10 protein-coding genes are annotated in these 12,348 nt (G+C 53.6%); 5 read left to right on the top strand and 5 right to left on the bottom strand.

Translation table 11 applies throughout. The features are described 5' to 3' along the window. Nucleotides 1-122 precede the first annotated feature (122 nt). Entirely contained in the window at nucleotides 123-725 is a 603-nt protein-coding gene (locus ABJQ89_RS18595; RefSeq protein ID WP_348497647.1) for a gamma-glutamyl kinase, read from the bottom strand. Nucleotides 726-902: 177 nt separating this feature from the next. On the opposite strand from ABJQ89_RS18595, the gene recA reads away from it, so the two are divergent. The 5 genes from recA (at nucleotide 903) to ABJQ89_RS18570 (ending at nucleotide 6,294) form a co-directional block, all read left to right on the top strand. Next, nucleotides 903-1,982, top strand: a complete 1,080-nt coding sequence (gene recA, locus ABJQ89_RS18590) for a recombinase RecA (protein WP_348497646.1) — start codon at nucleotides 903-905, stop codon at nucleotides 1,980-1,982. Nucleotides 1,983-2,146: 164 nt separating this feature from the next. Continuing rightward, nucleotides 2,147-4,810 carry an alanine--tRNA ligase gene (gene alaS / locus ABJQ89_RS18585; RefSeq protein WP_348497645.1) on the top strand — a complete coding sequence of 888 codons (2,664 nt, stop codon included), beginning with the start codon at nucleotides 2,147-2,149 and terminating at the stop codon, nucleotides 4,808-4,810. Between the two features lie 2 nt (nucleotides 4,811-4,812). Next, the gene (locus ABJQ89_RS18580) at nucleotides 4,813-5,106 is read left to right on the top strand and encodes a DUF1330 domain-containing protein (protein WP_348497644.1); all 294 of its coding nucleotides are present in this window, start codon (nucleotides 4,813-4,815) and stop codon (nucleotides 5,104-5,106) included. Nucleotides 5,107-5,522: 416 nt separating this feature from the next. Continuing rightward, on the top strand, nucleotides 5,523-5,795 hold the full coding sequence (locus ABJQ89_RS18575) for a hypothetical protein (protein WP_348497643.1): 273 nt from the start codon (nucleotides 5,523-5,525) through the stop codon (nucleotides 5,793-5,795). A 226-nt stretch (nucleotides 5,796-6,021) separates the two neighbouring features. Then, entirely contained in the window at nucleotides 6,022-6,294 is a 273-nt protein-coding gene (locus tag ABJQ89_RS18570; RefSeq protein ID WP_348497642.1) for a hypothetical protein, read from the top strand. A 106-nt stretch (nucleotides 6,295-6,400) separates the two neighbouring features. Here ABJQ89_RS18570 and typA read toward each other — a convergent pair whose 3' ends face one another. The 4 genes from typA to ABJQ89_RS18550 all read right to left on the bottom strand — a co-directional run bounded on the left by typA (nucleotide 6,401) and on the right by ABJQ89_RS18550 (nucleotide 12,158). Further along, nucleotides 6,401-8,221 carry a translational GTPase TypA gene (gene typA / locus ABJQ89_RS18565; RefSeq protein WP_348497641.1) on the bottom strand — a complete coding sequence of 607 codons (1,821 nt, stop codon included), beginning with the start codon at nucleotides 8,219-8,221 and terminating at the stop codon, nucleotides 6,401-6,403. Between the two features lie 122 nt (nucleotides 8,222-8,343). After that, a complete protein-coding gene (locus ABJQ89_RS18560) occupies nucleotides 8,344-9,885 on the bottom strand; it encodes a trimethylamine methyltransferase family protein (RefSeq protein ID WP_348497640.1) in 1,542 nt (513 codons plus the stop codon). Between the two features lie 218 nt (nucleotides 9,886-10,103). Then, complete coding sequence (locus tag ABJQ89_RS18555; RefSeq protein ID WP_348497639.1) at nucleotides 10,104-10,934, bottom strand: TPM domain-containing protein; 831 nt, start codon at nucleotides 10,932-10,934, stop codon at nucleotides 10,104-10,106. Nucleotides 10,935-10,982: 48 nt separating this feature from the next. Further along, on the bottom strand, nucleotides 10,983-12,158 hold the full coding sequence (locus tag ABJQ89_RS18550; protein WP_348497638.1) for a pyridoxal phosphate-dependent aminotransferase: 1,176 nt from the start codon (nucleotides 12,156-12,158) through the stop codon (nucleotides 10,983-10,985). Nucleotides 12,159-12,348 lie beyond the last annotated feature (190 nt).

Below are 12,348 nucleotides of genomic sequence, written 5' to 3'. Positions count from 1 at the left end.
GCAGAATCGGCGCTTCAGGGCGGTATCGAAGAACTGCCCAAATCTGTGTTCTTGCCTAAACCCTTTTCGCTTTCTGAGCTAACGACTACAGTGCAAAGCCAGTTGAATTGAGGGGCGAGGGGTTAAACGCGAACGCCAATGCTGTTCCACAAATCCATCTCTTCATGCATTTTCCGCTTAAACCGAGTTTCAACAGCTTTGGATAGTTCCAGCGGTTGGTTTGCAGAAACGTTTAGTCGGTCTAAATCGATTTTCCGATCCAAGCGCTCTTCAAGGAAACCTGTCCAACCAGCAACATCCTCGTATTGGAAGAGATGATCGACCTTCGTTCCATTGGGGCGTGGTTCGAGAAAACGCGCTTGCGAGCCGACATTTGCAAACGCCGGTTTGTCCCCCTTCATATAAGCCAGAACAAAATCGTCAAAACTTATCCCCTTGGTAGAATTCGGTTTTCCGTCAAGAAAGTCGCGTTGCCGATATCTGTACCAACTGCCAAGCCAACTGATAGGTTCGCGCATCATTGCAAAGGTTTCTAGCTGAGCGTTACAGGCCTTTTCAAACATAGGTCGGAAGAATCGATTATAACGATAAACGGGCGCATGTTTCAGCTCGGGCGGGTGAGATACGATCATCGATGCTTTGTTGGCAAGGGCGTTTTCAATTGCTGTTGTTCCTGTTTTTGGAACAGCAAGAAGCACGATTTTTTCTTTCCAGAACACCAGCATAGCAACCTCACAGGGGAAGAGTATTGTTTCTCAACACATTCTTAACGGATCGTCGCCAATCTTAAAGCAGAAGATTTAACTTGATTTGTTCTTCTTTTGATCGCAAAAGAGAACGAAGGCGGAACATTAGGCAATCATTGCTGCGGTAGGCAGCATGTGGAATAAGGACCGAAAGAAATGGCAACGGCAGATTTATTAAGCATGAGCAGCAAAGCAAACGCAGACAAGCAAAAGGCGCTCGATAGCGCTTTGGCACAGATCGAACGCCAGTTTGGCAAAGGTTCGATCATGAAATTGGGCGATGAAAACGCGATCCAAGAGATTGAAGCTACGTCAACGGGCTCACTTGGTCTGGACATTGCTCTTGGCATCGGTGGCCTGCCAAAAGGGCGGATCGTTGAGATTTATGGCCCTGAAAGTTCAGGTAAAACCACATTGACCCTGCACACAGTTGCGGAAGAGCAGAAAAAGGGTGGCGTTTGTGCATTTGTTGATGCTGAACACGCGCTTGACCCACAGTACGCCAAGAAGCTTGGCGTTGATTTGGATGAACTTCTGATCTCCCAGCCTGACACGGGTGAGCAAGCCCTTGAAATCGTCGACACGCTGGTGCGCTCTGGCGCGGTGAGCATGGTTGTTGTCGATTCGGTTGCGGCGCTGACACCAAAGTCCGAGTTGGAAGGTGACATGGGCGATAGCAGCGTTGGCGTTCATGCCCGCCTGATGAGCCAAGCGATGCGGAAATTGACTGGCTCTATCAGCCGCTCCAACTGCATGGTGATCTTCATCAACCAAATCCGGATGAAGATTGGTGTCATGTTCGGCTCACCAGAGACAACGACAGGCGGTAACGCGTTGAAGTTCTATTCCTCTGTGCGCCTCGACATCCGCCGTATTGGTGCGTTGAAGGATCGCGATGAAATTGTCGGTAACGCGACACGCGTGAAGGTTGTTAAAAACAAAGTTGCGCCGCCCTTTAAGCAGGTCGAATTCGACATCATGTATGGTGAAGGCATCTCCAAAATGGGCGAATTGCTTGACCTTGGTGTGAAGGCTGGCGTCGTAGACAAAGCTGGGTCTTGGTTCAGCTATGGTGATGAGCGGATCGGGCAGGGGCGTGAAAATGCAAAGACGTTCCTGAAAGAAAACTCGCATATCGCGCTTGATATCGAAGATAAGATCCGCGCCGCGCACGGCCTTGATTTCGAAATGCCCGAGAGCGAGAAAAAGTCGGATGATGATATCTTAGAGAGTTAATCGGGTCCAACTGATGGACGATCTGGAGAAAGCGCGGCCTTTGGGCGGCGCTTTTTCTACTTCTGGACGGGAAATTGCACAGCTTTGGATCACGCTGTGGACAGTGGCTGGGTGTGGGGGTATTTCATCTTTAACGCAATTCCGGCCCAAAAGGCGCATGTCCCATGGCAAGTCTTAACGATATTCGATCCACCTATCTCAACTACTTCGGCAAACAAGGCCATGAGGTCGTTTCCTCAAGCCCGCTTGTCCCACGCAATGACCCGACCTTGTTGTTCGCAAACTCGGGCATGGTGCAGTTCAAAAACCTATTTACGGGTTTGGAAACGCGCGACTATGTGAGGGCGACCACATCGCAAAAATGTGTGCGCGCAGGCGGCAAGCACAACGATTTGGACAACGTTGGCTATACGGCGCGCCACCATACGTTCTTTGAAATGCTCGGAAACTTTAGCTTTGGTGATTACTTCAAAGCCGATGCGATCCAATTTGCATGGGAATTGCTGACCAAAGAATTCCAAATCCCGAAAGAAAAACTGCTTGTCACGGTATATCATACCGACGACGAAGCGGCCGAAATCTGGAAGAAGGTCGCGGGTCTGTCCGACGATCGTATTATCCGTATCCCAACGGATGATAACTTCTGGCGCATGGGGCCGACGGGTCCATGTGGTCCGTGCACCGAGATTTTCTATGATCACGGCGAACATATTTGGGGTGGCCCTCCCGGTAGCCCGGAAGAAGACGGTGACCGTTTCATTGAAATCTGGAACATTGTTTTCATGCAGAATGAGCAATTCGAAGACGGTTCAATGAAACCGCTCGATATGCAGAGCATTGATACAGGCATGGGTCTCGAACGGGTTGGTGCCTTGCTTCAGGGCAAGCACGACAACTACGACACTGATTTGATGCGCTCTTTGATCGAAGCGAGCGCCGATGCGACCAATGTTGATCCTGATGGCCCGGGCAAAACCCATCACCGCGTGATCGCGGATCACTTGCGCTCAACCTCGTTCTTGATTGCGGATGGCGTGATGCCGTCCAATGACGGGCGCGGCTATGTTCTGCGCCGCATTATGCGCCGCGCGATGCGTCACGCGCATCTATTAGGTGCGAAAGATCCGCTGATGCATCGTTTGGTTCCAGCCTTGGTTCACCAAATGGGCGCGGCTTTCCCTGAGCTGAGCCAAGGTCAGTCGATGATCGAAGAGACATTGCGCCTTGAAGAAACGCGTTTCCGTCAGACGTTGGATCGTGGATTGAAGCTGCTTGATGATGAACTTGCAGGCCTGCCAGAGGGTAACGTGTTGCCCGGTGCCGCCGCATTCAAGCTCTATGATACTTATGGATTCCCACTCGATCTGACGCAGGACGCATTGCGTGAAAAGGGCCGTGAGGTCGACACCGATGGCTTTGACGCTGCAATGGCAGAACAAAAGGCAAAGGCGCGCGCTGCTTGGTCTGGCACGGGCGAAGCCGCAGATAGCGCGATTTGGTTCGACGTTGCGGATGCTTATGGCACAACGGATTTTCTTGGTTACGACACAGAGACTGCAGAAGGTCAGATCGCCACATTGGTCATGGATGGCGCAGAATCTGACATTGCCAAAGAGGGGCAGGAGGTTCAGATCATCTTGAACCAAACGCCGTTCTATGCGGAAAGCGGCGGTCAGGTTGGCGACAAAGGTATCATTAAGACTGAGACGGGGACTGCCAAGGTCACGGATACCATGAAGAGCCAAGGCGTCTTTATTCATATGGCGACGGTAGAGCAGGGCGAGATTGCCAAAGGCAGCGCCGCTGTTCTTGAGGTTGATCATGCGCGCCGCACCGCGATCCGCGCAAACCACTCTGTGACGCACTTGCTGCATGAGGCCCTGCGCGAAGAGTTGGGCGATCATGTTGCTCAGCGCGGCTCTCTTAATGCAGAAGATCGTCTTCGTTTCGATTTCTCCCATGGCAAAGGCCTGACTGCGGATGAATTGGCGCGCGTCGAGAAAGAAGTGAACACCTATATCCGTCAGAACACGCCGGTTGAGACACGTATCATGACACCAGACGATGCGCGTGCCCTTGGCGCGCAGGCGCTATTCGGTGAAAAATACGGCGATGAAGTGCGCGTAGTGTCCATGGGCATTCAGGCGGGCTCTGGCAAAGGCAGCAATGGTGAAACCTATTCGCTTGAGCTTTGCGGCGGCACGCATGTGCGCCAAACGGGTGATATCGGCGCCTTTGCTTTGCTCGGTGATAGTGCATCCAGTGCGGGAGTACGCCGTATTGAAGCGCTGACAGGACAGGATGCCCTTGATCATCTGCGTGCGCAGGATCAGCGGTTGACGGCTGTTGCAAGCGATCTGAAGGCCCAAGCCGCCGATGTGCCCGCGCGCGTCAAAGCGCTGCTGGAAGAGCGTAAAACACTCAGCAATGAAGTCGCGCAGTTGCGCCGCGAATTGGCCATGTCCGGCGGTGCAGGGCAGGGTGGTGGCGCAGATGCTGAAACCGTGAACGGTGTTAACTTTGTCGCTCAGGTTCTGTCGGGCGTTTCTGGCAAGGATCTTCCGGCGCTAATCGATGAGCATAAGGCGCGCATCGGATCGGGCGCCGTTCTGTTGATCGCGGATGCGGGCGGCAAGGCGGCTGTGGCTGCTGGCGTGACCGAAGATACCAAAGACACTGTCTCTGCGGTTGATCTGGTCAAGGCCGCTGTTGTCGAGCTTGGTGGCAAGGGCGGCGGTGGTCGCCCTGATATGGCGCAGGGCGGCGGCAAAGACGTTGCGAACGCAGATGCGGCGATTGCGGCCGCGAAACAGGTCCTAGGAGGATAATCATGCCAACAGCACTTTGGATTGCGAATGTTCATGTCACTGACGAGGCCGCGTATGGCGAATATGCCAAGCGCGCGGGCGGGGCGATTGCGGCGCATGGCGGGTATTTTCTCGCGCGTGCGGGCAAGCATGAACAGTTAGAAGGCCGTGATCGTGCGCGTAACGTGGTTGCGCGGTTCCCAAGCCTTGAGAAGGCGCATGAGTGTTATCATTCAGCGGCCTATCAAGAGGCCCTCGATTTTGCCCGCAATGCGTCTGAGCGTGATTTGGTAATTGTTGAAGAAGTCGAAAGCTAACGACGTCTACACTGCGTCTTGATGGTCGCCTTGAAAACGAGATCGGCGCAATAGTGCCGATCCCGCGCACATTGGGTAATAACCAAGGTTTGTGCATAAATTAAATGGCGGGCTTATTCCGTTAGAGCGCTGTGAATATTTCAAGCGATTCGCAATGATGATCCAAGGTCATCTGAAAACTTTAAACAATCCCAGATAGATAGAATGACTGTTTCCGCAAAGGCATTAGTCGGTCCCAATTTGTGGCAGGCTTGCCTAATTTGCGGTGGGCCGAATTTTGGGAATTTCATCGAAAAGCAAGTAAAATAAGGGGTTTTGGTTAACGCCGCCTCTAAATCTATCGTTTTTTCTGTAGGTTCCGTGGCCGCAGTGCCGTTAAGTCAATCTCACGTGAAGGGTAACCTGGAGGAACTATTATGAAAAAGACCCTAATTTCAGCTGCGATCGCAGCAGTCGCATTTGCTGCACCTGCAATGGCTTGGGAAGGCAAAACAGTAGCTTGCTACGACAAGCATCTCGTGCCTGCAAAATATTCTGCAACAAAAGTTCTCGTTAAAGCTGGCAAGAGCCAGTACGAGCACAAGAACGGTCACATTGAGTTGGTTGCATACCCACCGGTATACCGCGAAGTGCGCACAAAGACATCTGACTCGTATTACGTTATGCGTGAGATCAAGTGCCACCACTAAGCTGGTCTTTGACGTAGAGCCGATATTAACAGCCATACGTCAGAATAAAGAAAGCGCGAAACTTCGGTTTCGCGCTTTTTCTTTTGTGAGCTTAGAAGTTTTCGACATTCGATGAATTGAAGACAATTTTCGCTTAACACATTAAAAACATGATCTATTCAAATTTTCGTCGTGAACAATTGGTCAAAGATACCTGCTTTTGTTGAGCATTTATTGGAGAGTAATGATGAAAAAGACCCTATTTACAGCAGTTATCGCAGCCCTTGGTTTCGCAGCACCAGCTATGGCATGGGAAGGCAAAACAGTCGCTTGCTATGACAAGCACCTTGTTCCCGCGACATACAACTACACCAAGCACCTCGTTAAAGCTGGCAAGAGCCAGTACGAGCACCGCAATGGTCGTATCGAACTGGTGTCCTACCCGCCAGTCTATCGCGAAGTTGCAACGCTGAAGACATCTGCGCACTACGTTATGCGCCAGATCAAGTGTCATCACTAATCTAGACGGACGAGGTTGGATAATTTCATCCAGCCATGTCGCCTAAAAAGAAAAGCGCGGTAGGATATATCCTACCGCGCTTTTTATTGTCCGACGTCTGTCGCGCTTATGCGCCGCGTGACTGACGCTTGCGCTCATGTGGGTCGAGATAGCGTTTACGCAGGCGAACCGCGTTTGGCGTCACTTCCACAAGCTCGTCATCGTTGATGTAAGCAATCGCTTCTTCAAGGCTCAGCGTCACCGGCGTCGTCAGGCGAACCGCTTCATCCGTGCCAGAGGCACGAACGTTCGTCAGTTTTTTACCTTTGAGCGGGTTCACTTCCAGATCGTTTTCACGGCTGTGCTCACCAATGATCATGCCTGTGTAAACGTCAGCTTGCGCGCCGATGAACATCTTGCCGCGATCTTCAAGGTTCCAAAGGGCGAAGGCAACAGATTGACCGTTCTCCATGGAGATCAGAACACCTGCGCGACGGCCCGGGATAGACCCTTTGTGCGGTGCCCAGCCGTGGAAAACACGGTTGAGAACGCCAGTGCCGCGCGTGTCGGTCAGGAATTCACCGTGATAGCCGATAAGGCCACGAGACGGCACATGCGCGATGATGCGGGTCTTGCCTGCGCCAGCAGGGCGCATTTCAACCAGCTCGCCTTTGCGCGTGCCTGTCAGCTTTTCGATAACCGCGCCGGAATATTCGTCATCCACGTCGATTGTCGCTTCTTCAATCGGCTCAACGCGGACACCGTCAGCGTCTTCCTTCATGATAACCTGCGGACGAGAGATCGAAAGCTCGAACCCTTCGCGGCGCATGTTTTCAATCAGAACACCCATTTGAAGTTCGCCGCGACCGGAGACTTCAAACGCTTCACCGCCGGGTGTTTCACCGATCTTAATCGCAACGTTGGATTCTGCTTCTTTCATCAGGCGATCGCGAATAACGCGGGATTGGACCTTTTTCCCATCGCGGCCAGCCAATGGGCTGTCGTTGATGCCGAAGGTCACTGTGATGGTAGGCGGATCGATAGGTTGCGCATCAAGTGGTTCGTCAACCGCGAGGGCGCAAATCGTGTCGGCAACCGTCGCTTTGGACATGCCTGCGATGGAAACGATATCGCCTGCCTGCGCTTCGTCGATGTCCTGCTCGGACAGACCACGGAAGGCTTGGATACGTGTCACGCGGAACTGTTCAATCTTTTGGCCAATGCGGGACAGGGCCTGAACCGTTGCGCCAACTTTCAGCGTACCGCTTTCAACGCGGCCGGTCAGAAGGCGTCCAACGAAAGCGTCAGAACCGAGTGTCGTCGCTAACATGCGGAAATCTTCGCTTTGGCGTGCGATTTGCTTTGGCTTTGGAACGTGGTTCACGATCAGGTCGAACAAGGCAGATAGGTCTTTGCGTGGACCGTCCAGTTCATTGTCCGCCCAACCATTACGGCCAGAGGCGTACATGTGTGGGAAGTCGAGTTGATCGTCGTTCGCATCCAAAGACGCGAAGAGGTCAAAACACTCATCAAGTGCGCGATCCGGCTCGGCGTCTTGCTTGTCCACTTTGTTCAAGCAAACGATAGGGCGCAGACCAAGGGCCAAAGCTTTGGACGTTACGAACTTCGTCTGTGGCATTGGGCCTTCAGCCGCATCCACCAACAGAACAACACCGTCGACCATGGACAGAATACGTTCAACTTCGCCGCCAAAATCCGCGTGGCCTGGCGTGTCAACGATGTTGATGCGCGTGCCTTTCCACTCAACCGAAGTTGGTTTCGCGAAAATTGTAATGCCGCGCTCGCGCTCGATTGCGTCATTGTCCATTGCACGTTCTGCAACAGCTTGGTTTTCACGGAAAGCGCCGGATTGCTTGAGTAGTTCATCCACGAGCGTCGTTTTGCCGTGGTCAACGTGTGCGATAATCGCAATATTGCGAAGGTCCATAAGTCACTGCCTTTAGCTGAGTTGAGCCTCCGTTATAGGGGCGCTGCGTAAAAGGCCAGCGAAATTGCGTCGCACCCTGTGAAGGGTGCGAAACTATGCGTATTTTGCGCGGAATAGACGCTTTAAGACGGCAAATGGATCTTAAAATTCGCGCGAATATCGGCATCGAGGGCGGCATCGAATCTCGCGCGAGACCGCGTCGCGAGGATTTCTTCCTTTTTCGCCTTCGCCTTTGCGATCAAATTGGGTTTGCCGATTTCAGCCCATTCCTTGGGCGATGTGCGATCCCCAAGCGCTGGATAAACGTGATCAGATTGCATGCGTCCCAAGGTTTGATCCGTTCCAAGGTAGTGACCTGGTCCACCGATGCAAACCTCTGCAATTTGATCGAGCGCGAGGGTTTCATCATTGACCTCGATGCCGCGCACACAGCGCATGGCTTGACCGATCAAATCATCGCTTAGGATCAGGCTTTCATGGCAAAACCCGAGCAGGGAAGAATGCATGCCAGCCGCCTCATAGACCATGTTCAGACCAGACAGACCCGCCATGACGTTTGAGCACATTTGCTCCCAACCCGCCTGCATGTCAGGCATTTTGGAATCCGAGGCACCCGCCGCAGCGCCGCCCGGCAGCCCATAGAAGGCATGCATCTGTGCACAGCCCGCGCTGAGCAAGGCTTGCTCGCCTGAGCCGACTGTCATGGCGCCTGTGCGCAGATCAAGGCCAAAGGGCCATGTGCCAAAGATGGCGGGGTGGCCCGGTTTGATCGCATTTACATAGACCAAACCAGCAAGGCATTCCGCTGTGGCCTGCGTTATCGCGCCCGCAATCGTTGATGGTGCGGTTGCGCCGGCCATGCCCGCGGATAGGAGGAGCACAGGAATGCCGCCTTCGATACAGGCTTCCATGACTTCGCAGGATTCGGTCGCAAACTTCATGGGCGGCACCACGAAACAGTTGGAGTTGGACATAAATGGCCGCTCGAGCCACTTGTCTTTGCCGCCTGCGATTTTGTGCAACATTTCAACGGCATGTGGGACGATGCTTGCCTCGGAAAACGAAATGCCGACGTGTTTTGTCGTGCCACTGGTGCAGGCGTAGATGGCGTTCAGCTCACCTTCCATCGTGTCGAGAATGTCCCGCGCAACCATGGGGCGTTGCACGAAATGGATGTTGTCCAAGACATCGCAAATACGCGCCGCATCATGAAGGTCTTGCAGCGTGCTTTCGCGGTATTCATTGCCTTCGATATTGACCAAATGCACCGCAGCGCCCGCCGTGCCGTAGTGGACGCGCTGACCCGATAGATCGAGGTCGTTCTTTCCATCGCGGCTGAACAAGGTCACGTCGCGGTTAGCTTTGGCCAAGGCGTCCTCGACCAAGGCGCGCGGAAATCTGATGCGTCCGTCATCGCCCAAGATGGCACCGGCATTAGTCAGGATTTCAACGCCTGAATCTGGCGCGTCTGCAAGGCCAATGGTCTCCAACGCTGTTAGCGCGGCTTGATGGATTTTCTCAACATCAATATCGCTGAGCGGTTTGTATTTGCCGCCCTCCATGCCTGCGCGAATAGGGCGCAGGTGATCGGCGAGTTTGTTGGAACGTGCTTCGCGACGCGCATTGCGTCCTCCGGAGCGGCGGGTGGGGGATTGATCGTTCATGGGGATGACCTTTGGACGTGGAAAAAGAAGAGGGGTGATGAACCTCTCCTAGGGGCGCCCACGCGCCGCGCGTCCACGCCTTGCCCCAATCGTCACGCGCGTCAGCACGAGTTTCCAATCATTGCCGTTCAAGGACAATCCTCCACTAGTGGAACCCAGTGGAGGACAAATTTAAAATCGATTCTACGCCAAAACCGACGAAACGTCGTTTTTAGACTTTACCATTTTCCACCAGCGCCGCCGCCGCTCGACGATCCGCCTCCGAAGCTACTCTTTGAAGATGACGAAGAAATACGGCTGATGGTGTAGGGGACAACAGCGCGGTAAGAGCAGTTGTCGCACTCGGTGATCATGTCACCGTCTCCTGCCGCCTGTTTTGTTGCTTTGTTTTTCACATGGCGCGAGCGATTAAGATGGCGACCGCCGCATTCGGGGCATTTCTTTAGCTTCACGAATTTGTCTTTGAAAATCAGCGCTGCGATGCCGCCAAAGATCGCTGTAAAAATAACCCAGATGAAATTGCTGCCCTCGCCAGAGCTTTTGGGTGCCTCTTCCCCTGTGAGAAATGGTTTCACGATGGAGTTAATAATATCTGTTACACCTGCTTGAATCCCGTCTTGATAGCGGTCTTCGCCAAATGCGGGCAGGAAAGAGCGGTCGATCACGCGTGCGGTCTCGCGGTCCCATTCGTGTCCGTAGCCATCGCCAAGCTCAATCTGCATGGCGCGGTCGGTTTTCAGGATCAAAACCAAAACACCATCATTGCTGGTCTTGTCCCCGATGCCCCATTCGTTAAAGAGACCCGTCGCGAATTTCTCAATCGTGATATCAGGCGCGAACATATCCTGACGCGACAAGGTTAGAACTGTCATTTCAACGCCGGTGTCTTTGCGCAAGTTTTCGAGTTCCTGCACAACGCGCGCCTCGGCAGCGTCATCAAGCAGTCCGGCATAGTCGTTTACCGTGGTGGAATTATATTCAGGATAGGACTGCGCGACAGCGTGGGATGCACCAAACAGCAGCGCGATAAGCAACAAAATACGGGTCATGTGAAAAGCTTTCGTTATGTGAATGACGCCAGCCTAACCCAAGTTTTCCTATTCGCAAAGCTCCGCCGCAAAATCGCATAGGGTCTGGAGCGCCTCGACATAGGCGTCATCCGCGATGGTCATGGCAACGCGAATATGCCCCGCAGCTGCAGCGCCGAAACTCTCGCCCGGCATGACCGCGATATGATGCGTGTCGAGTAATTGATTGGCGAAGTCCTCACCGCTGAGCCCCGTCTCGCGGATATCCAGCATGACATACATCGCGCCATCCGCAGGGATCATGCGGATATGATTTTGCTTGTTCAGAATAGCCACTGTCAGTTCACGGCGTCGCGCGAATGGCGCGCCAACTTTGTCTTCAAGCGCCGTGCCTTGCTCCAGCGCGAAGAGGGCGGCGTCTTGGATGAAACCCGCAACGCCATAGGTCGTATGTGTCGCCAGATTAGAAATATGCGCGATAATGTTGGCAGGGCCAACGATCCAACCCACGCGGCTGCCGGTCATCGCATGGCTTTTAGACATAGAGCCGATCACGAGCGTGCGTTCCGCCATATCGGGCAGACTACGCGGTGAGATATGTTCGCCCTGCCAAATTTGCGTGTCGTAGACTTCATCAGAAATCAGCCAGAGGTCACGTTTTTTGCAAACCTCGGCAATGTCTTCCAAGGTTTCGCGGGTGTAAATCACCCCAGTCGGGTTGTTGGGCGAGTTGATCAACAGGCTGCTTGCGCCTGTCGCCGCGGCGTCGATGTCAGAGGCGCGTGGTTGAAATCCGTTCTCGGCATGGGCCGGAACAGGGGCGGCAACAGCGCCAACACCGCGCAACGTGCCGGGGTAGGTGGCATAGTACGGATCAATGTAAAGCGCCTTGCTGCCATGGGGGCAGGTCGCCAGATGGCTGGCGAAGAGCGCAGCCTGACCACCGGGGGTGATCATCACGTTTTCAACAGAAGTGGGAACACCTGTTCGCTCAGTGACACGCCGCGCCACCGCTTCGCGCAGTTTCACAATGCCGGGCACCATCGCATAGCCCGTGTGACCGCCGCGCGCGGCCTTGTCCATTGCAGCCAGAATGCTGGGATCGGTACGAATGTCATGCTCGCCAATTGTCAGCTCTAGCACAGGGGTGCCCGCCGCGATCATCTGACGCGCGCGCATGAACACCTCCCAACCGTCAGAGCCACCGCCGGTCAGATTGCTAAGGGTTGGGGAAACGACAGGCATAGCATGCTCCTTAAACTCAAGCGCTCAGGTGGCATTTGAAATTGGGATTCGTCAACACACTGGACGGATGATATTTTCACCGCTATCAAAGCCGTATGAACCACGTACAAAGCATCACAATTATTTGCTGTATTTCCTGCTAACTTTCGTTGGCGGGCCGGTTTCACATTTCCTCTTCAGGTTTGAGTTG

It is taken from the genome of Planktotalea sp. (assembly GCF_039984035.1).
GTDB lineage: Bacteria > Pseudomonadota > Alphaproteobacteria > Rhodobacterales > Rhodobacteraceae > Planktotalea.
The sequence above is the reverse complement of the archived record's forward strand: the minus strand, read 5'-3'. Positions and strand labels throughout refer to the sequence as shown.

What these genes read in the sequence shown, in the direction of transcription:
- ABJQ89_RS18595 (WP_348497647.1), bottom strand. Translation starts at nt 725, where the DNA reads ATGCTGGTGTTCTGGAAAGAAAAAATCGTGCTTCTTGCTGTTCCAAAA.
- recA (WP_348497646.1), top strand. Translation starts at nt 903, where the DNA reads ATGGCAACGGCAGATTTATTAAGCATGAGCAGCAAAGCAAACGCAGAC.
- alaS (WP_348497645.1), top strand. Translation starts at nt 2,147, where the DNA reads ATGGCAAGTCTTAACGATATTCGATCCACCTATCTCAACTACTTCGGC.
- ABJQ89_RS18580 (WP_348497644.1), top strand. Translation starts at nt 4,813, where the DNA reads ATGCCAACAGCACTTTGGATTGCGAATGTTCATGTCACTGACGAGGCC.
- ABJQ89_RS18575 (WP_348497643.1), top strand. Translation starts at nt 5,523, where the DNA reads ATGAAAAAGACCCTAATTTCAGCTGCGATCGCAGCAGTCGCATTTGCT.
- ABJQ89_RS18570 (WP_348497642.1), top strand. Translation starts at nt 6,022, where the DNA reads ATGAAAAAGACCCTATTTACAGCAGTTATCGCAGCCCTTGGTTTCGCA.
- typA (WP_348497641.1), bottom strand. Translation starts at nt 8,221, where the DNA reads ATGGACCTTCGCAATATTGCGATTATCGCACACGTTGACCACGGCAAA.
- ABJQ89_RS18560 (WP_348497640.1), bottom strand. Translation starts at nt 9,885, where the DNA reads ATGAACGATCAATCCCCCACCCGCCGCTCCGGAGGACGCAATGCGCGT.
- ABJQ89_RS18555 (WP_348497639.1), bottom strand. Translation starts at nt 10,934, where the DNA reads ATGACCCGTATTTTGTTGCTTATCGCGCTGCTGTTTGGTGCATCCCAC.
- ABJQ89_RS18550 (WP_348497638.1), bottom strand. Translation starts at nt 12,158, where the DNA reads ATGCCTGTCGTTTCCCCAACCCTTAGCAATCTGACCGGCGGTGGCTCT.